A 17,959-nucleotide genomic window follows, 5' to 3' on the forward strand; every position below is an offset into this window, starting at 1 on the left:
ACTCATGGGGTTTTTATTTGAAAAATCGTTAATGGGTTTTTTGGCCCATTCAATCAAAATCGTTAAAACCATCAGTTTGATTTTAAGCTTTTTAGCCACTTTTTTGGTTGCTGATTTGGTTGCTGAAAACACTCATGAGCCAGAAGAAATCAAAGCTAAAGTGGCTTATGTGAAAATCCCCCAATTAGAAGATTTGGAAAACAACCCAGTTTATATCGGTCAAATTATAGGCGTAACTTATGATTTATTATTATTTGACGCTGAGTTTTTGGAAGCCAAAATCAAAGACGGGTGGGATAAAACCCAAATTGAGCTTTTAAATAAGATGCCTAAATGGAAAAAGGTGGAGAAAGAGCTTTTCAGAGCGACTTATTATTACAAGATTAAGGGCGTAAAAGCGAGCATCCCGTCTTTAGAAGTGAGCGCGTTTTCCAATAAAGACAAATACATAGATCATTCCATAGCCCCAAAAGTTACTCTGCAAGTAACGGATTTGTCCAAAAACCCTCGTTACGCGAATGTCATGGCTAAAGATTTGCAAGTTGTGCAATACAAAACCAAAGACTATGACGATAAAAACAATATTTTGGTGGTGGAAATAGCGTTTAAAGAAGCCACTTGGGAAGATTTTCACATCAAAGAAGCGATCAAACAAGGGTTTGATAACGCCTCTTTAAACCAGATCAAGGCTAAAGAAGGGAGCGTTTTTTATTATTGCGTGTTGCCTAAAACCCTTCAAAACCTTTCTTTTGATTACTTTTCGCTTTCTAACAGGCAGTTTAAAACGCTGTCTTTTTCCGTCATTCCCACTCAAGACACTACCGGTATCCAAAGCGATCTCATCCCTAAAAACAATTTTTTAGTCTTTTCTAATGTGGCGTTGCTCGCTTTGTGCGTGTTTTTCTTGGTGTTGTTTTTCATTTTTGGGCGCAAACTCATTTTTTTAGGGCTTGGGATTTTGTGCTTAGGGTTTGTTTTGTACCACCTTTTATTCACGCAAAAATCAGCCGTTTTGCTCGCTCATAAAAAAATCCGCATTCTGCCCACGCAAAATTCCACCATTTTAGGGCTTTCTAAAAATGAAATGCCGATTAAAATCTTAGGCTCGCATGATGATTATTATAAAATCCTAACGCCGCATGAACAAATAGGATGGGTCAAAAAAGATGAAATCAAATAAAAAATCCAATCATTTAAGAGCGATTTATAGGGCTTTAGTGATCGCTATAGGACTAGCCGTTATCATTGTTTTCAATTATTTTAATCGTAAGAACAATAACGCGCGTTCCAGCCGTAAAACTTGCGCGTGTTTTTTCACGCTCACCGGGGTTCATTTAGAAAAAATAGGCGCTTTTGATACGGACGCTAAACTCGTTGTTTTAAACCACCAAAGCTTATTGGATATTATTTATTTAGAAGCCTACCACCCTAGCAATATTTGCTGGATCGCTAAAAAAGAGCTGGGCGAAATCCCTTTTTATGGGCATGCCCTAACGGATACCGGAATGATTTTAATTGACAGAGAGGATAAAAAGGGGATCGTGAGTCTTTTGAAAGCGTGTAAGGAAAAGCTGGATCAAAACCGCCCTTTAGTGATTTTCCCTGAAGGTACTAGAGGCAGGGGAGGAGAAAAATTCCTCCCTTTCAAGCAAGGGGCTAAAATCATCGCCGAAAAATTCCAGCTCAAAATCCAGCCGATGGTGTTAATCAATTCCATTAAAATCTTTAATTCCAAGCCCCTAGAAGCCTATAAAGCCCGCACCCGTTTGGTCATGCTAGAAAGTTATACGCCTGATTTTAGCTCGCCCACTTGGTATGAAGAATTACAAGAACGCATGCAAAAAGAGTATTTAAAACACTACCATGAATTAAACGCATGAAGCTTTTTGACTACGCTCCTTTGAGTTTGGCTTGGCGGGAGTTTTTGCAAAGCGAATTGAAAAAGCCTTATTTCTTAGAAATAGAAAAACGCTATTTAGAAGCCCTAAAAAGCCCTAAAACCATTTTCCCCAAAAGCTCTAATCTGTTTTATGCATTCAATCTAACGCCCCCTTATGCGGTTAAAATCATTCTTTTAGGGCAAGATCCCTACCATTCCACCTACCTAGACAATGAGCAAGAATTGCCTGTGGCGATGGGCTTAAGCTTTAGCGTGGAAAAAAACGCCCCCATCCCCCCAAGCTTGAAAAATATTTTTAAAGAATTGCATGCAAATTTAGGCGTGCCTGTGCCTTGTTGTGGGGATTTGAGCGCATGGGCTAAAAGGGGCATGCTGTTATTGAACGCCATTTTAAGCGTGGAAAAAAATAAGGCCGCTTCGCACCAATATATTGGCTGGGAAGCTTTTAGCGATCAAATACTGATACGCCTTTTTGAAACGACCGCCCCTTTAATCGTGGTGCTATTAGGGAAAGTCGCCCAAAAAAAGATCGCTTTAATCCCTAAAAACAAACACATCATCATCACAGCCCCTCACCCTAGCCCGTTATCTAGGGGGTTTTTAGGGAGTGGGGTTTTTTCAAGCGTTCAAAAAGCTTATAGAGAGGTTTATCGCAAGGATTTTGATTTCAGTTTGTGAATAAAAAACTCTGCTTTAATCAAATATTAAAACTCAAACCTTAATTTTATTTTTTAAGGGATAGGGGGATATTTTGAAATAACTCTCACCCTACAACCCTCAACTAAAACCCCCTAACCCCCAAGACCGCCTTAATAAATTATCGTTTGATTAAAGCTCTTTTGTTTTAAAAAATGATTAAAAGCTGAAAGTATAAGCGCCTTTGTTGGTTTTTATCTTAGCTTCTTTAAGGTTGCTACAAGCTCTGGTTTTAAAGACTTCGCCAAATTTTAAGGGGATTTCTATGGTATTGCCTTGTTCTTTCATTCTTTTGATTTTTTGTTCCACTTGAGCGAGTTTTTGAGTGAGTTCTTTTTGCTCTTTTAGACTTTCTTGTTGTTTTTGTTGGATTTTTTGTTGGTGTTCTTTTTGGTATTTTTGCTGTTCTTGCTGGTATATTTTGCGGAGTTTAGAAAGTTCTGTTCGTGCCTCTTTAAGAATTGCATTTGATTGATTTAAAGTGAAATCTTTATATTCTTGAAGATAGGCTGTCAGTATTTTTTTCTGTATTTTTTGATATAAAGGATCCGAATCTTGCTTGAATTTATCTATTTCTTCTTTTGACCATTCTTTTGTTTCCCAAAATTCCCGACTAGTAAGCTTGTTGTAATCCTCATCTCCCACAACGCTTTTGACATAATCATCAAGGTAGTATTTGTCTGTGCAACCTTCTGAAACGGAGGAAAGAGAGATGTATATATTTGTGTTGCTACAAATATACCCTTTTTCCGTTCCTACAGGTTTTATCCTGCTTGTTATATCGTTTATAAATTCACGCCCCCCTTTATCGTCGCTAAAATCCCCTGCAAAAAAATATTTTAGATGTTCTTCAAAAAGTCTCAAGGAATAAATTTTTTTATCTTCAGGCCCTTTAGGCCCGTTACCATCATAATCATTAGTAGAATCCGTACCAGAGTCCAAATCAAGATCTGGAAAACGAGGGCTAGCGGTGTCATTGTTTATTCTATCTACCAATTCATCAAAAGTATTGATAGCACTGAGTTGTTTTTGGAAATTTTCGTTGGTTTTAATAGTATCTTTCGTTTGTTGCATATACATTCTTATCTCTGAACCGTCGTATGTTTGCGTCTCTTCTCTTTTCATCTTTTCTTTCATGTTTTCAATTTGTAGCACAATATTCTTTCTTTTACTTTCATAGCTTTTTAAACTCGTGTTGCTATGCATCTCGCTTTTGCAATTCCCTCTATTAAGCTCAATATTTTGGATAACAATATCATCTACATTAGACGAGATTTTAAGATAGGTTTGTTCTTCAATATTATAAGTGTATTTATCAAAATGACTATCTATTTGTTTATGCACATCAATAGGTGCACCTCCAAATAAAGGCGATAACGCTAGGCTTAACACCCCCAATGCTTTAAAGCTTATTTTCATGCTTGCTCCTTTGTGTAGTTTGGTTCGTAAGCTATAAATGGCTTGTAATTGGGCGAGCATTCTAATAGAGTGGTCTCTTCATAACCATTATTAAATGGAGTTATAAGGTTTTTTAAAGCCTTTTTTAAATTTTGCATGTTGTGGTAGGTTTCCAGTTTTTCTAGTTCGCTTTCATATAACAAAACCTTTTCACTACTTTTTGATTCAAAAGAAGCGACAAGCTTGGGAAGTAATGTTTTTATCATCTCCAATTCATAATAAATCCAATTAGACTCAATTTTGTTATTTTGGGTCATACTATTGTCCTTGATTACAATATAGATACGGCATTGTTGGATAATTTCTACTAAACAAATTGCCATAAGAGAAGACAAGTGTCTTTCTAGCTCTTGCTCGCTTATCTTATCTTTAAAAATCTCTAAAATACTTTCTTTAACATCTTTAAGAGTGACACTCCAAAACAGGTTATCTGCAAACACCTTAAAATCATTGTCCTTTTCTAGCTCTTCTTTAAGATCTAAAACAATTTGATTATCTTTGTGGGAATGAGAGATGAAAATCCAAGGCTTATCTTTACTTAAAGAAGTGTTAAAACACTCTTCTTTTAAGATTTTAGCATTGATAGTATTATCATCATTAAGAGATTTTTTTAGAATTTCACGCATTCTTTGTTTGTTGTCGCTATGTTTGTTATCGCTCTTTTCCATTTACTTTTCTCCAAAAACATTATCAAATACAAATTTTTAAGTTTCCTCTCAAATGACTTTAGTTCAGTAGACTTAGACTTAGCTTAAGCAGAACTCTAAAAAATTTTAGGGCTTATTCATATTTGATTAACAGAGCCAAATATCTTTATTTAAGAGCATTTGTGATAAAATGCTAATTTTTAAATAAAGGGAAAACATGCCAATTAGAATCGCTATCAATGGGACCGGGCGCATCGGTTTGTGCACTATAAGAGTTGCTAGCCAAAGAAAAGATATAGAGATTGTAGCCATCAATTCCACCGCTGAATTAGAAACTCTTTTGCATTTGATCCGCCATGACAGCGTGCATGGGCATTTTGAAGCCCAATTAAACGCTAATAGAACCCTAAATATCGGGCATAGTAAAAAGATTTTAGTGTTGAATGAGCGAGACATTAACAAGCTTGATTTTTCTGTCGCTAACGCAGAAATTGTCATAGAGTGCACGGGGAAATTCAATTCCTTAGAAGCTTCAAGTGCTCATCTTAAAAACAGCGTGAAAAAAGTCATCATCTCCGCTCCCGCGCAAAATACGCCCACCTTTGTCTATGGGGTGAACCACAAGAATTACCATAACGAAAGCGTGATCTCTAACGCCTCTTGCACGACTAACGCTACCGCTCCTTTATTAAAAATCTTAGATGAAGCCTTTAAAGTAGAAAACGCGCTTTTAACCACCATCCACAGCTACACTAACGATCAAAACCTTTTAGACACCAAGCACAAAGACATCCGCCGCGCTAGAGCAGCTGGCTTAAATCTTATCCCTACAAGCACCGGCGTGAGCAAAGCCATTTCGCTAGTCTTGCCGCATTTAGGCCCTAAAGTTACAGGACTTGCCATTAGAGTGCCTACCCCTAATGTGAGTTTAGTGGATCTTTCTTTAAGTTTTAAAAAAGTTGTGAGTAAAGCGAGCGTTCAGCATGCGCTTAAAGACGCTTGTAAGCATGCCTTTAAAGGGGTTGTGAGTATTGATGAAGAAAGGCTTGTTTCAAGCGATTTTATTTCTTCGCCTTTTAGCGCGATTGTGATTGATGATCAAATCATGACAATAGGCGAAAAAAATGCTAAAGTATTGGCATGGTATGATAATGAGATGGGTTATAGTGAGCGCTTGATAGACATGGCGCAATATATAGCGCAAAATTAAAAGAAAGGATTTTTCATGTTAGCTAAAATGTCGTTTATGCAAAACGTTAAAAACATTCAAGAAGTGGATGTCAATCATAAAAAAGTGCTTATTAGAGTGGATTTTAATGTGCCTTTAGATGAAAATTTGAATATCACTGATGATACGCGCATTAGAGAGAGCTTGCCTACCATCCAATATTGTATTGACAACAAGGCTAAAGATATTATTTTAGTGAGCCACTTGGGCCGCCCTAAAGGGGTTGAAGAAAAATTGAGCTTGAAACCCTTTTTAAAACGCCTTGAAAGACTTTTAAATCATGAAGTGGTTTTTTCTCAAAATATCGCGCAATTAAAACAAGCCTTAAACGAAAACGCGCCCACAAGGATTTTTCTTTTAGAAAACATCCGCTTTTTAAAAGGCGAAGAAGAAAATGATGAAAACTTGGCTAAAGATTTAGCGAGCTTGTGCGATGTGTTTGTGAATGACGCTTTTGGCACGAGCCACAGAAAGCATGCCAGCACTTACGGCACGGCACAATTTGCCCCCGTTAAAGTGAGCGGGTTTTTACTCAAAAAAGAAATTGATTCGTTTTATCAAGCGTTTAACCACCCTTTACGCCCTTTATTGTTGATTGTGGGGGGGGCTAAGGTCAGCTCCAAACTCACCTTATTAAAAAACATTTTAGATCTCATTGACAAGCTCATCATTGCAGGAGCGATGAGCAACACTTTCTTAAAAGCCTTAGGCTATGATGTGCAAGATTCTTCTGTAGAAGACGCTCTAATCAATGACGCCCTAGAATTATTAAAAAGCGCGAAAGAAAAAAAAGTCAAAGTCTATTTGCCCATAGACGCTGTAACCACTGATGATATTCTCAACCCCAAGCACATTAAAATTTCGCCTGTCCAAGACATTGAGCCTAAACACAAGATCGCTGACATAGGGCCTGCGAGCATGAAATTGTTTTCTGAAGTCATAGAGAGCGCGCCCACCATTTTATGGAATGGCCCTTTAGGCGTGCATGAAAAACAAGAATTTGCCAGAGGTACAACCTTTTTAGCCCACAAGATCGCTGACACTTACGCTTTTTCGCTCGTTGGGGGGGGCGATACCATTGATGCGATCAACCGCGCGGGCGAAAAGGATAACATGAGCTTCATTTCTACCGGTGGGGGAGCGAGCTTGGAATTATTAGAGGGCAAAATTTTACCTTGTTTTGAGGTTTTGGATAAACGCCATTAACTCTAAGGATCGCTTATGGTGAACGTGTTTTTCAAACAGCAAAAATTTGTCATTAAAAAACGCTTTAATGATTTCAATGGCTTTGATATAGAAGAAAATGAAGTCCTATGGTTTGAGTTAATCAACCCAACACCCAATGAATTGGCCACTCTGAGCCAAGAATACGCTATCCACTACAACACAGACCATTCCCAACGAGTTTCATCAGTAACCAAATATTGGGAAGACAGCTCCAGCGTTACGATCAACGCTTTTTTCACTAACCAGGATGAAAATGAGACTTTCCACACGGAAATGGCGACCTTTATTTTGTCTAATAACATTCTTTTCACGATTTATTACGGGACTTTAGAAATCTTTGATTCTATCCAAAAAAAGGTTTTGGCTAGCCCTAAAAAATTTGAAGACGGGTTTGATATTCTAACCAAAATCTTTGAAGTGTATTTTGAAAAAGGCGTGGAATGTTTAGAGTGGATCAACAAACAAACGAGCCTGTTGCGCAAAAACATCATTTTCAAAGAAACTTCTACGCATGATGATATTTTAGTACGCTTGTCCAATTTACAAGAATTTAATGTGGCTTTAAGGGATTCCTTTTTTGACAAACGGCGCATTATCACCGCTTTATTAAGGAGCAATAAAGTGGATAGCGATACTAAAAATAATTTAAATATCATTTTAACCGATTTTAGCTCTTTAGTGGAGTCTACAACGGTCAATCTCAACTCCCTAGACAACATTCAAAACCTGTTCGCTTCTCAAGTCAATGTGGAGCAAAATAAAACCATCAAGCTATTCACGGTGGCGACCATGGCGATGATGCCCCCCACATTGATTGGCACGATTTATGGCATGAATTTTAAATTCATGCCAGAATTAGAGTGGCAATACGGGTATCTTTTCGCATTGATTGTCATGGCGATTTCTACGATTCTCCCGGTGATTTATTTCAAAAAGAAAGGCTGGTTGTAGCCTTTTATGGAATTTTTATCCTCACTCTTAGACGCTCTTTCTACAACGCATGGCATAGTCTCCTTGACTACGCTCACGCTTTTAGAGATCATTTTAGGGATTGATAATATTATTTTTATCACGGTGATGGTTTATAAACTCCCTAAACACCAGCAAAATAAAGCCATGATTTTAGGTTTGGGCTTAGCGATGATCGCTCGTATAGGGCTTTTAGGGAGCTTGTTTTTCATCAGCCATTTGCAAAAGCCTTTATTCACTATAGCGGGCATGAGCTTTTCATGGCGTGATGTGGTGCTGCTTGTAGGGGGGGCGTTTTTGGCTTTTAAAGCGTTAGTGGAACTAAAAGATCAGATTTATCCTAAAGGAGAAAAGCGCCAAGAAAAAGCGTTTGGCTTTTTCATCACTTTAATAGAAATCACATTTTTAGACATTGTCTTTTCTTTGGACTCCGTGATCACGGCTATTGGGATCGCTAAACACTTAGAAGTCATGGTGCTTGCTATTATTTTGTCTGTAATCGTGATGATGTTTTTTTCCAAAATCGTTGGCGATTTTATTGAAAGACACTACCGTGTTAAAACTTTGGCCTTTGTGTTTTTGCTCGTTGTGGGCGTGTTCTTGTTTTTAGAGGGCTTGCATTTGCATGTCAATAAAAATTATTTGTATGCGGGTATTGGTTTTGCCTTACTCATAGAATGCTTGAATATTTTCATAGAAAAGAGAATGAAAAAAAATTAAAAAGCGTTTTCTTAAAAACAAAATCAAAGAAATTGTTTGTAAAAGGCTTTCATGCTTTTGCGAATAACCAAATTTTAATCAAAACTCATAAGTGCATAGGGGCATTTCGCAATGAAACCCCCTTTTTAAAGAGGGTTTTAATAAGCAAACACATAATTCAAATACACGCTATAGAGTCTTCTGTATTTGAGTTCAGCCCCCATGAAAGAATAATAATTGGTGTTAATGGTAGGGATTTTAAGCCCTAGTTCAATCCCATGCTGAGCGGTATGATCGCTGTCTTTTTTCTTGGGCCTAGCGAGGTTCATTCTCAAGCCTAAATTGAATAAGAATTGGAAGTTAGCCACATTCATCTTAGCGCTATAGATATTACCCACCATGTTCAGATTCACGAATTCAGAATTAAGCCACGAAGTCCCAGCTAGCGCAAAGCCTCCAAAAAGCCCCACAGAAAGCTTGTTGTTCTTGCCTAAAAAGTTGGTGTTTTTATCGTTGATGAAGTTATAAAGAGCGTCCATACCCGCGCCATAAGTCCACACATCAGAAGCGGAGTTGAAAAAGTTGGATTTAATATAAGCATGGTTGTAATCAAAAAAGCCGTAATACCTTAACCCACACCTGAATAGATTTTTCTTTATAAAAAGAAACTTCGTATTATAAGCAATAAATGGAATTTTATGGCTAATTTTAGCTCTAAATTTTAGAGATTTTGTTTTTTTTTTTTTTTTTTTTTGTAAATTGCGAAAAATAGGGGTTTTGACCCAGCTTTTAAGGCTTAAAAACCGCCTTTAAAAGAAAGACTAATCAGTCTTCTTTCAAGCTATAAGCGATAGGGATTTTTAGATGCACGGTTTCTTCTGGTTTAGGGAATAGATGCGCCGCGCTTTTAATGGCCTCTAAAGCCGCATGGTTTAAAATATCCGTCGTGTTGCTCTTGATCACTTTAATATCTGTAACGCTCCCATCAGGATTGATCGCAAAGCTCACCAACACTTCGCCCTCAATGCCCCTAATTTGTGCCATTTTAGGGTAGCGGTTTTTAGAAGAAATGGCGGTTTGGATCTTCATTAAAAATTCGTTGCTCACCCCTGGGTTATAAGCTTGAGCTTCAGAAGTGGCCCCCTCAGAGGTTTTGTTGGATTCTTCTTGCTTGTCTTTTTCTTTGACTATGTCTTTAGTCGTTACTTGTTTAGGAGCGCTTTTTTCTTTAGCTTCCTCTTTAACTTCTTCTTTTTTGGGTTCTTCTTTAGGCTCTTCTTTTTTAACCTCTTCAACTTTAGGTTCAGGCTTAGGCTCAGGTTTGGGTTCAGGCTTTGGCTTAGGCTCAGGTTTGGGTTTAGGCTCAGGTTTGGGTTTAGGCTTAGGCTTGGGTTTAGGCTTGGGCTTTGTGACCTCTTTTTTAGGCTCTTCTTTCTTGGGTTCTTCTTTAGGCTCTTCTTTGGGTTTAGCCGACTCGGCATTGGTCTTTGTATTGGAATTAGTGTTAATGCTAGCTAAACTCATGGTAACCTTAGTGGTGCCCGCTTGCGCTAAAGGCGTTGGGGCCTCTTCGTGCAGTAAAAAATAGCCAAACCCTATAGCGTATAGGGCAAAAGAGATTAAAAAGCTAACACTCGTTGAGACTTTACTTAACTTCTGTGGAGATGGAGAAATTTTCATGATTATGCTCTTTTAAAATATCCATAATGCTGATAAAAGTTTCAAAACGAGAGCCTTTGTCGCTTTTTAAGTCTATAAGGGTTTTAGGATCTGTTTGTTTGACTATAGCGCTCAAAGCTTCTAAATTCGTCGGTTTGTCATCTACGAAAATATTGTCATGCTCATCTACAGAGATGACCACCACTTTTTGATCGTTTGGCTGGGATTTTTCCGCATTTTTAGCGTTAGGGAGACTGACTTTAATCTTACCTTGCGCGATAAAAGTAGAAATGCTCAACACAATCGCTAGCAAAACGAGCATAATATCAATAAAAGGGACAACATTCAGCCCATCGCCTCTTCTGATGCTTTTCATTTTTTCATGATCCTAAATTTTTCACTCAAAACATCGGATTTTCTCAACAAGCTATTATAAGCGATCAAAGTGGGAATCGCCACAGCAAGCCCTAGAGCGGTCGCTTTTAAAGCCAAAGACAAACCTACCATGATCGTTTTAGCGTCCATCCCGCCACTCACGCCCATGTCATAGAAAATCACCATGATCCCTAAAACCGTCCCTAATAAGCCCACGTAAGGCGCGTTAGAATAAATCACATAAAGAATGGTTAGATTCTTGGTTAAATCCAAATTCAGGGCGTCTATATCATCATAAGCCTTCAAATTGATTTTGGAATAAAAAATAATCCTTTCAATCACAAACCACAAAGCTAAAAAACTAGACACGCCAAGCACCGCAAAAACAAACACATCCACATAATCTTTCAACATTGCCATTGAAAAACCGCCCATAAAAACTCCTTGTTACAATAAAATAATCCCCCTAAAACTAAAGCCGCATGCGATACAGCCGCATTCTAAAAAGCAAGCGCTCTATAAGAAGTGCTTTTTCGCATAAATGCTCTAAAATGATAAAAGAACATTGGATTGTTGATTATATTGTTTTAATAATAACAAGTCAATGATGATTAAGCTAATAATTACAATCAAATCCAAACGCTAAAATTACCTTATAACCAACCATTCCAATACTAACCGAGTTTATACTATAATCGTTAATTTTAAATTAATTCAATCATACTAGCATGAGCGACTCTTAATAGAACTCATGCCAAAAAGGATTTTCTCAAATGGATACACACAATAAAGACGATTCAATCATCCGCTTTTCGGTTTCTTTACAACAAAATTTATTAGACGAATTAGACAACCGCATCATTAAAAACGGCTATTCTTCTCGCTCAGAATTGGTGCGCGACATGATCAGAGAAAAATTAGTAGAAGACAATTGGGCAGAAGATAACCCTAATGATGGGAGCAAGATCGCCGTGCTGGTGGTGATTTATGATCACCACCAAAGGGAATTAAACCAGCGCATGATAGACATCCAGCATGCCAGCACAACGCATGTTTTATGCACCACGCACATTCATATGGATGCGCATAATTGCTTGGAGACGATTGTTTTACAAGGCAATTCGCTTGAAATCCAACGCTTGCAATTAGAAATCGGGGGGCTTAGGGGGGTTAAATTCGCTAAATTGACTAAGGCGTCTAGCTTTGAACACAATGAATAGCGTCTTAGAATACAAAGAATTAGCGCTCTATGGAGGGAGTTTTGATCCCTTACACAAGGCTCATTTAGCCATTATTGAGCAAACTTTAGAATTATTGCCATTCGCCAAGCTCATTGTCTTGCCCGCTTATCAAAACCCTTTCAAAAAGCCATGTTTTTTGGACGCGCAAAGTCGTTTTAAAGAATTAGAAAGAGCTTTAAAGGGAATGCCTAGGGCGCTGTTGAGCGATTTTGAAATCAAGCAAGAAAGGGCTGTGCCTATGATAGAAAGCGCGATTCATTTCCAAAAACTCTACCGCCCTAAAACGCTGTATTTAGTCATAGGAGCGGATTGTTTGAGGCATCTTTCTTCTTGGACTAACGCTAAAGAGCTTTTAAAAAGGGTGGAATTAGTGGTTTTTGAAAGGATTGGCTATGAAGAAATCCAGTTTAAGGGACACTACCACCCTTTAAAAGGCATTGACGCGCCGATTTCTTCTAGTGCAATTAGGGCTAGTTTAGGGGTTTAAGCGTGCTTTTTAATGTGGCGGTAGGCTTCTTGAATGATCGCAAAACGCTTGGCATAAAGAGCCTTTTTTTCTTTCAGATCGCACAAATCAGGGTGGTAGGTTTTAGCCAACTCCAAATAGCGCTTTTTGACTTCGCTGAAATTTTCATGCTTGATAAACCCTAGCGTTTTATAGCATTCTTTTAATTTGCGTTCAGCCATAGTGGTGTAGCTGTCCTTGCCAAAGCCATTAGGGTAGATGAAATCTAAGCATGCGTTATGGACGATTCTATTTTCATGGAGCGTTACCATGAGTTCCCAAAAACGCCCTGAATCGCCTCTTATATGCAATTCGTCTTGGGTTTCTAAAAACACATAGCCGCTGAATTTCTGGCGTAAAAAGCGCTTAGCGATAGGGTGCTTGGTGATAAAAAGCGCGTATTCTGCCCCAAAGGTTAAAACTTTCACCTCTATTTTTTCTAAAAGCGTGTTTTGAGCCATGATTTTGATGCGTATGGGCAGGTGGCTTTTTTGTAAAACCTCTTCTAAAGAATGTTGGCTAATGTCTTTCTCATGCGCGCATTCAAGGGCATGATAGACCCAATTAAGCAAGTAATTTTTCTTAAAGCATTCCGTGTCGTTTAAAATGAGTAACGATGAAGAGAGCATGTGGCACTGGCTGAAATGTTTTTTAGCGTAGTTTAAAACTTTTTTCAATAAAGGGTGGCTGTTAGGGAGCGCGATTTGCGTGAATTTGGCTAACAATTCAATTTTGGCCATTGCCCTTATTTTCTCCATGCGTTTTGATGCGATTTTTAAAAATCTTTGGCATATTTTAGCATGCCAATGGTTAAAAAAAGGTGGTCATGAATGGTTTTTGCGCTAGACTACGAGCCATAATCCATTGAATGAAAGATTAAAAATGAAAATAGCGGTATTACTCAGTGGGGGGGTGGATAGCTCTTATAGCGCTTATAGCTTAAAAGAGCAAGGGCATGAATTAGTGGGGATTTATTTAAAACTCCATGCGAGTGAAAAAAAGCATGATTTATACATTAAAAACGCTCAAAAAGCGTGCGAGTTTTTAGGCATTCCTTTAGAAGTGTTGGATTTTCAAAAGGATTTCAAAAGCGCGGTTTATGATGAATTTATCAGTGCTTATGAAGAGGGGCAAACCCCTAACCCATGCGCGTTGTGCAACCCTTTAATGAAGTTTGGGTTGGCTTTAGATCACGCTTTACAATTAGGGTGTGAAAAGATCGCTACCGGGCATTATGCGAGAGTCAAAGAAATTGACAAGGTAAGTTATATTCAAGAGGCTTTGGATAAAACTAAAGATCAGAGCTATTTTTTATACGCTTTAGAGCATGAAGTTATCGCTAAATTGGTGTTCCCTTTAGGGGATTTGTTAAAAAAGGATATTAAGCCTTTAGCCTTGAGTGCGATGCCTTTTTTAGGCACTTTAGAGACTTATAAGGAATCTCAAGAAATTTGCTTTGTGGAAAAAAGCTACATTGACACTTTAAAAAAGCATGTTGAAGTGGAAAAAGAGGGCGTGGTGAAAAACTTACAAGGCGAAATCATTGGCACGCATAAGGGCTATATGCAATACACGATTGGCAAACGCAAAGGCTTTAGTATTAAAGGCGCGTTAGAGCCGCATTTTGTGGTGGGGATTGACGCTAAAAAGAACGAGTTAGTTGTGGGTAAAAAAGAAGATCTCGCCACGCATTCCCTTAAGGCTCAAAACAAATCTTTAATGAAAGATTTTAAAAGCGGCGAATATTTTATCAAGGCTCGTTACAGGAGCGTGCCTGCTAAAGCGTTTGTGAGTTTGAGAGACGAGGTGATTGAAGTGGAATTTAAAGAGCCTTTTTACGGCGTGGCTAAAGGGCAAGCTTTGGTCGTTTATCAAAATGACATCGTGCTAGGGGGAGGCGTGATTGTTTAAGGCTTTTTGCGTTTATGGTCTAACTGGTTGCTTTTTAAAACTCATTTTTGCTTAAAATTTTCAAAGCTAGGGAATCCATGCGGATCTAAGCGGATATTTTTAATAAGAGCCTTTTCATTGCTCAAATCACCGCTCAAATTTAGGGGCTTTTTAGTCGGTTGTTTGGCTAAAAGGGCTAAAACTCGTGCGTTTAGTGCCATGGTTTCATTCAAAAATGCCATTTGCTTATTTAATTCGCTTAAAAATTCTATATTCAAGGTTTTTAAAGTATGCTCGTAATTGGCTAAGATTAAAGCATGCTTTTCTTTGTTGTTTTTAGCGTTTTTTAATTCTTTGTCTCGCTCTATTAGGGCGTTTTGGTAGCGTTGGCGCAATTCTTTAGCGCATGATTTGAGATTTTCTTTGTCGCATAAAAAATGCGTTTTTAAAGTTTCTAGGCGTTTTTCTAAGGGTAAAAAGGTTTTTAGAGCGTCTTCTTTAGCTTGGATTTGGCTTTGAATCTTGTTTTTAAATTTTTTTAAACGCATGGCTTTATAGGCTTGAAAATCATGGTTTATAAGGGCGTTGTATTCTAGGGTTTTGTTATGGGATTGTTGGTTATGGGCTTGGTTTTCTAAAACTTGATCGCATAAGGCGTTTAAAGCGCTCATCAAATCCAATTGCGAGAGCAAATGAAAGAGTTTAGGCTCTTTGAGTAAGAAAAGGGCGTTGTTTTGCTCTTGGACTTCTAAAGCGTTTGAAGCCTCTTCTAAATTCTTAACGCCGCTCAAATAAGGGCAATGTTCTTGTAAAAAAAGCGTTTGGGATTCTTTGATTAAGCGTTCTTGCTCCATGCCCTTTTTTATGTGTTTTTCTAAAGCTTGTAATTTTTCTAATTCCAAAGCGCTTTGTTTCAATAACGCATCAGTGTCCATAAGGCGGATCTGGCTGGCGTTAAAAAAACGCCTCTGGCTATTTAGGGTGCTGTTAGCCTTTTTGATTTCTTTAAGCTGATCCTGGTTATTGGAAAGCACGCTTTGATAGATTCTCAAACTTTCATTGAGTTTATAGAGCATGTCAGAAAGCTGTTCGTTAGAACGCGAGAGTTTGGCGTTAGTTTGAGAATCAAAAGTCATCATTATCTGCGCGTTTGAAAAAGTTAGAAAAAATAACAAAAAGCAAAAAAATCTCATGGGGTTATCTTTATTACTATAGTTTCATCGTGTTATTTTATCTAAGTTTTGGCATGCGCCAAAACACGCAAAATTATCGCTTTTAAGATAAAATAAGCGTTTTGATGCCATTTTTGGAGCGATCGTGGAATTGAGTTATTATGAAATTTTAGAAGTGGAAAAACACAGCAACCAAGAGACCATTAAAAAGTCTTACAGAAAGCTGGCTTTAAAATACCACCCGGACCGAAACGCCGGCGATAAAGAAGCCGAAGAAAAATTCAAGCTCATCAATGAAGCCTATGGGGTGCTAAGCGATGAAAAGAAGCGGGCCTTATACGACAGGTATGGTAAAAAAGGCTTAAACCAAGCCGGCGCGAGCCAGAGCGATTTTTCTGATTTTTTTGAAGATTTAGGCTCGTTTTTTGAAGACGCTTTTGGGTTTGGCGCTAGGGGGAGTAAAAGGCAAAAAAGCTCTATTGTGCCGGATTATTTGCAAACCCTTGAATTGAGTTTCAAAGAAGCGGTTTTTGGCTGTAAGAAAACCATTAAAGTCCAATACCAGAGCGTTTGTGAAAGTTGCGATGGCACGGGCGCTAAAGATAAAGCCCTAGAGGCTTGCAAGCAATGCAGTGGGCAGGGGCAGGTGTTTATGCGCCAAGGTTTTATGAGTTTTGCGCAAACTTGCGGGGCGTGTCAAGGCAAGGGCAAGATCATTAAAACCCCATGCCAAGCGTGTAAGGGTAAAACCTACATTCTTAAAGATGAAGAAATTGATGCGATAATCCCTGAGGGCATTGATGATCAAAACCGCATGGTGCTTAAACATAAAGGCAATGAATACGAGAAGGGGAAAAGAGGGGATTTGTATTTAGAAGCGCGAGTCAAAGAAGATGAGCATTTCAAGCGCGAAGGCTGTGATTTGTTCATTGAAGCGCCGGTGTTTTTCACCACTATCGCTTTGGGGCATACGATTAAAGTGCCGTCTTTAAAGGGAGGCGAATTGGAATTAAAAATCCCTAGAAACGCCAAAGACAGGCAAACTTTTGCGTTTAGAAACGAGGGCGTGAAGCACCCTGAAAGCTCTTATAGGGGGAGTTTGATTGTGGTGTTGCAAGTGATTTATCCTAAAAGCTTGAATAAAGAACAACAAGGGTTGTTGGAAAAATTGCATGCGAGTTTTGGCTATGAGAGCGAACCGCATAAGGGCGTTTTAGAAACCTGTATTTCTAAATTTAAAGATTGGTTTAAATAAAGGGTTGTTGATGCATGAGTTTCTAAAAGCCTTTAAAGACGCTTTCCCTCACACCATTTCTATTTTGTTAGGGTATTTGCTTATGGGAATGACTTTTGGAATGCTTTTAGTCCAGCATGGCTATGATTATAAAGTCGCTTTGTTCATGTCGTTATTCATCTATGCTGGGGCGGTGCAATTTATAGCGATCGCGCTTTTAAGTGCACAAGCGAGCTTGATGAATGTCGTTATTGTGAGCTTGTTAGTGAACGCGAGACAGACTTGTTATGCGCTTTCCATGCTAGATAGATTTAAAAACACCCAATGGCGTTTGCCCTATTTAGCGCATGCGCTCACGGATGAAACCTTTGCGCTATTGAATTTATACGCTCCTAAAGAGGGGGTGAGTGAAAAAGACTTTATTTTTAGCATTTCCTTACTCAACCACTCTTATTGGATTTTTGGCTCGTTGGTGGGTTCGTTGGTGGGTTCGCATTTTTCCTTTGACACTCAAGGCATGGAATTTGTGATGACAGCGATTTTTATCGTGCTGTTTATGGAGCAATACAAACGAAACACAAACCACAAAAACGCATGGCTTGGGATCGTTATTGCGGTCGTTTGTTTAGCGCTCTTTGGGACTGAATACTTTTTGCTCATCGCTTTAGTTTTAATGGTGCTTGCCCTCATTGTTTTTAGAAAGCAGTTAGAATGTTAATGCATTCTATACTCATTATTTTAGTTATTATAATAACGACTTACTTCACGCGCATTTGGCCTTTTATGGTGTTTAACGCAAAAAACCCGCCCAACGACTTTGTGCGTTATTTAGGCAAGGCTTTGTCATGCTCAGTGATAGGCATGCTCGTGGTCTATTGTTTCAAAGACATTCACATTTTAAAACCCCCTTATGGGATCAATGAAATCACCGCTTTTTTAGCCGTTATTTTTTTGCACCGCATTTTTAAGGCGTTTGTTTTAAGCATCACGCTCCCTACCATTCTTTACATGGTTTTAGTCCAAAGCCATGCACTAGAAAAGGCTTTTTTTAATCCCTAA

The 17,959-nt window shown here is 38.4% G+C and carries 20 protein-coding genes and 1 pseudogene; 13 read left to right on the forward strand and 8 right to left on the reverse strand.

The window, feature by feature from the left end:
* Nucleotides 1–4 precede the first annotated feature (4 nt).
* Genes EAL87_RS03790 through ung form a run of 3 tightly spaced genes read left to right on the forward strand, consistent with a single transcriptional unit; the run spans nucleotide 5 to nucleotide 2,578 of the window.
* Complete coding sequence (locus tag EAL87_RS03790) at nucleotides 5–1,180, forward strand: SH3 domain-containing protein (protein WP_120913054.1); 1,176 nt, start codon at nucleotides 5–7, stop codon at nucleotides 1,178–1,180.
* Complete coding sequence (locus EAL87_RS03795) at nucleotides 1,167–1,880, forward strand: 1-acyl-sn-glycerol-3-phosphate acyltransferase (protein WP_120913056.1); 714 nt, start codon at nucleotides 1,167–1,169, stop codon at nucleotides 1,878–1,880. Before EAL87_RS03790 ends, EAL87_RS03795 begins: the two co-directional genes overlap by 14 nt.
* Nucleotides 1,877–2,578 carry a uracil-DNA glycosylase gene (ung, locus tag EAL87_RS03800; RefSeq protein WP_120913058.1) on the forward strand — a complete coding sequence of 234 codons (702 nt, stop codon included), beginning with the start codon at nucleotides 1,877–1,879 and terminating at the stop codon, nucleotides 2,576–2,578. Before EAL87_RS03795 ends, ung begins: the two co-directional genes overlap by 4 nt.
* Before the next feature lie 177 nt (nucleotides 2,579–2,755).
* Here ung and EAL87_RS03805 read toward each other — a convergent pair whose 3' ends face one another.
* On the reverse strand, nucleotides 2,756–4,015 hold the full coding sequence (locus EAL87_RS03805; protein ID WP_120913060.1) for a hypothetical protein: 1,260 nt from the start codon (nucleotides 4,013–4,015) through the stop codon (nucleotides 2,756–2,758).
* Entirely contained in the window at nucleotides 4,012–4,722 is a 711-nt protein-coding gene (locus tag EAL87_RS03810) for a toll/interleukin-1 receptor domain-containing protein (RefSeq protein ID WP_120913062.1), read from the reverse strand. The genes EAL87_RS03805 and EAL87_RS03810 overlap by 4 nt, the downstream gene beginning before the upstream one ends.
* A gap of 196 nt (nucleotides 4,723–4,918) precedes the next feature.
* Here EAL87_RS03810 and gap point away from each other — a divergent pair, with 196 nt between their 5' ends.
* The 4 genes from gap to EAL87_RS03830 are packed head-to-tail and all read left to right on the forward strand — an operon-like array spanning nucleotide 4,919 to nucleotide 8,845.
* On the forward strand, nucleotides 4,919–5,911 hold the full coding sequence (gap, locus tag EAL87_RS03815; protein WP_120913064.1) for a type I glyceraldehyde-3-phosphate dehydrogenase: 993 nt from the start codon (nucleotides 4,919–4,921) through the stop codon (nucleotides 5,909–5,911).
* A 15-nt stretch (nucleotides 5,912–5,926) separates the two neighbouring features.
* On the forward strand, nucleotides 5,927–7,135 hold the full coding sequence (locus EAL87_RS03820; protein WP_120913066.1) for a phosphoglycerate kinase: 1,209 nt from the start codon (nucleotides 5,927–5,929) through the stop codon (nucleotides 7,133–7,135).
* A 15-nt stretch (nucleotides 7,136–7,150) separates the two neighbouring features.
* The gene (gene corA / locus EAL87_RS03825) at nucleotides 7,151–8,107 is read left to right on the forward strand and encodes a magnesium/cobalt transporter CorA (protein WP_000248519.1); all 957 of its coding nucleotides are present in this window, start codon (nucleotides 7,151–7,153) and stop codon (nucleotides 8,105–8,107) included.
* A 6-nt stretch (nucleotides 8,108–8,113) separates the two neighbouring features.
* On the forward strand, nucleotides 8,114–8,845 hold the full coding sequence (locus EAL87_RS03830) for a TerC family protein (protein ID WP_120913068.1): 732 nt from the start codon (nucleotides 8,114–8,116) through the stop codon (nucleotides 8,843–8,845).
* Nucleotides 8,846–8,982: 137 nt separating this feature from the next.
* Here the strand turns inward: EAL87_RS03830 and EAL87_RS03840 are convergent.
* The 4 genes and pseudogenes from EAL87_RS03840 to exbB form a co-directional block, all read right to left on the reverse strand.
* Nucleotides 8,983–9,459: pseudogene (locus tag EAL87_RS03840) on the reverse strand (outer membrane protein); the annotation flags it as partial.
* 190 nt (nucleotides 9,460–9,649) lie between these two features.
* Entirely contained in the window at nucleotides 9,650–10,504 is an 855-nt protein-coding gene (locus EAL87_RS03845) for an energy transducer TonB family protein (RefSeq protein ID WP_120913072.1), read from the reverse strand.
* Nucleotides 10,470–10,859: a TonB system transport protein ExbD gene (exbD, locus tag EAL87_RS03850; RefSeq protein WP_120913074.1), complete on the reverse strand. Its 390-nt coding sequence runs from the start codon at nucleotides 10,857–10,859 to the stop codon at nucleotides 10,470–10,472. Before exbD ends, EAL87_RS03845 begins: the two co-directional genes overlap by 35 nt.
* Entirely contained in the window at nucleotides 10,856–11,293 is a 438-nt protein-coding gene (gene exbB / locus EAL87_RS03855; protein ID WP_120913076.1) for a TonB-system energizer ExbB, read from the reverse strand. Before exbB ends, exbD begins: the two co-directional genes overlap by 4 nt.
* Nucleotides 11,294–11,631: 338 nt before the next feature.
* Here exbB and nikR point away from each other — a divergent pair, with 338 nt between their 5' ends.
* Complete coding sequence (gene nikR, locus EAL87_RS03860) at nucleotides 11,632–12,078, forward strand: nickel-responsive transcriptional regulator NikR (RefSeq protein WP_120913078.1); 447 nt, start codon at nucleotides 11,632–11,634, stop codon at nucleotides 12,076–12,078.
* Nucleotides 12,071–12,586, forward strand: coding sequence for a nicotinate (nicotinamide) nucleotide adenylyltransferase (nadD, locus tag EAL87_RS03865; protein ID WP_162972599.1), 516 nt, complete (start codon nucleotides 12,071–12,073; stop codon nucleotides 12,584–12,586). The genes nikR and nadD overlap by 8 nt, the downstream gene beginning before the upstream one ends.
* On the opposite strand, the gene EAL87_RS03870 is transcribed toward nadD, so the two are convergent.
* Entirely contained in the window at nucleotides 12,583–13,344 is a 762-nt protein-coding gene (locus EAL87_RS03870; protein ID WP_120913083.1) for a J domain-containing protein, read from the reverse strand. The genes nadD and EAL87_RS03870 overlap by 4 nt on opposite strands.
* A 142-nt stretch (nucleotides 13,345–13,486) precedes the next feature.
* Here EAL87_RS03870 and mnmA point away from each other — a divergent pair, with 142 nt between their 5' ends.
* Nucleotides 13,487–14,515, forward strand: coding sequence for a tRNA 2-thiouridine(34) synthase MnmA (gene mnmA / locus EAL87_RS03875; protein ID WP_120913085.1), 1,029 nt, complete (start codon nucleotides 13,487–13,489; stop codon nucleotides 14,513–14,515).
* 41 nt (nucleotides 14,516–14,556) lie between these two features.
* Here mnmA and EAL87_RS03880 read toward each other — a convergent pair whose 3' ends face one another.
* Nucleotides 14,557–15,687, reverse strand: a complete 1,131-nt coding sequence (locus EAL87_RS03880; protein ID WP_120913087.1) for a hypothetical protein — start codon at nucleotides 15,685–15,687, stop codon at nucleotides 14,557–14,559.
* A gap of 124 nt (nucleotides 15,688–15,811) precedes the next feature.
* Here EAL87_RS03880 and dnaJ point away from each other — a divergent pair, with 124 nt between their 5' ends.
* From dnaJ to EAL87_RS03895, 3 genes are read left to right on the forward strand one after another with little or no spacing between them, the layout of a single operon-like run.
* Nucleotides 15,812–16,921 (forward strand): molecular chaperone DnaJ, encoded by a 1,110-nt coding sequence (gene dnaJ / locus EAL87_RS03885; RefSeq protein ID WP_120913089.1) that lies wholly within the window; start codon nucleotides 15,812–15,814, stop codon nucleotides 16,919–16,921.
* 10 nt (nucleotides 16,922–16,931) lie between these two features.
* A complete protein-coding gene (gene azlC, locus EAL87_RS03890) occupies nucleotides 16,932–17,618 on the forward strand; it encodes an azaleucine resistance protein AzlC (protein ID WP_120913091.1) in 687 nt (228 codons plus the stop codon).
* Complete coding sequence (locus EAL87_RS03895) at nucleotides 17,612–17,959, forward strand: branched-chain amino acid transporter permease (protein ID WP_120913093.1); 348 nt, start codon at nucleotides 17,612–17,614, stop codon at nucleotides 17,957–17,959. Before azlC ends, EAL87_RS03895 begins: the two co-directional genes overlap by 7 nt.

This window comes from Helicobacter pylori, assembly GCF_003636935.1.
Classification (GTDB): Bacteria; Campylobacterota; Campylobacteria; order Campylobacterales; family Helicobacteraceae; genus Helicobacter; species Helicobacter pylori_CH.

Coding starts and splice junctions, on each gene's coding strand:
- gap (WP_120913064.1), top strand. CDS start 4,919: ATGCCAATTAGAATCGCTATCAATGGGACCGGGCGCATCGGTTTGTGC.
- EAL87_RS03805 (WP_120913060.1), bottom strand. CDS start 4,015: ATGAAAATAAGCTTTAAAGCATTGGGGGTGTTAAGCCTAGCGTTATCG.
- EAL87_RS03820 (WP_120913066.1), top strand. CDS start 5,927: ATGTTAGCTAAAATGTCGTTTATGCAAAACGTTAAAAACATTCAAGAA.
- EAL87_RS03810 (WP_120913062.1), bottom strand. CDS start 4,722: ATGGAAAAGAGCGATAACAAACATAGCGACAACAAACAAAGAATGCGT.
- EAL87_RS03880 (WP_120913087.1), bottom strand. CDS start 15,687: ATGAGATTTTTTTGCTTTTTGTTATTTTTTCTAACTTTTTCAAACGCG.
- nadD (WP_162972599.1), top strand. CDS start 12,071: ATGAATAGCGTCTTAGAATACAAAGAATTAGCGCTCTATGGAGGGAGT.
- azlC (WP_120913091.1), top strand. CDS start 16,932: ATGCATGAGTTTCTAAAAGCCTTTAAAGACGCTTTCCCTCACACCATT.
- exbD (WP_120913074.1), bottom strand. CDS start 10,859: ATGAAAAGCATCAGAAGAGGCGATGGGCTGAATGTTGTCCCTTTTATT.
- nikR (WP_120913078.1), top strand. CDS start 11,632: ATGGATACACACAATAAAGACGATTCAATCATCCGCTTTTCGGTTTCT.
- EAL87_RS03895 (WP_120913093.1), top strand. CDS start 17,612: ATGTTAATGCATTCTATACTCATTATTTTAGTTATTATAATAACGACT.
- ung (WP_120913058.1), top strand. CDS start 1,877: ATGAAGCTTTTTGACTACGCTCCTTTGAGTTTGGCTTGGCGGGAGTTT.
- EAL87_RS03830 (WP_120913068.1), top strand. CDS start 8,114: ATGGAATTTTTATCCTCACTCTTAGACGCTCTTTCTACAACGCATGGC.
- EAL87_RS03795 (WP_120913056.1), top strand. CDS start 1,167: ATGAAATCAAATAAAAAATCCAATCATTTAAGAGCGATTTATAGGGCT.
- mnmA (WP_120913085.1), top strand. CDS start 13,487: ATGAAAATAGCGGTATTACTCAGTGGGGGGGTGGATAGCTCTTATAGC.
- EAL87_RS03870 (WP_120913083.1), bottom strand. CDS start 13,344: ATGGCCAAAATTGAATTGTTAGCCAAATTCACGCAAATCGCGCTCCCT.
- corA (WP_000248519.1), top strand. CDS start 7,151: ATGGTGAACGTGTTTTTCAAACAGCAAAAATTTGTCATTAAAAAACGC.
- EAL87_RS03845 (WP_120913072.1), bottom strand. CDS start 10,504: ATGAAAATTTCTCCATCTCCACAGAAGTTAAGTAAAGTCTCAACGAGT.
- EAL87_RS03790 (WP_120913054.1), top strand. CDS start 5: ATGGGGTTTTTATTTGAAAAATCGTTAATGGGTTTTTTGGCCCATTCA.
- exbB (WP_120913076.1), bottom strand. CDS start 11,293: ATGGGCGGTTTTTCAATGGCAATGTTGAAAGATTATGTGGATGTGTTT.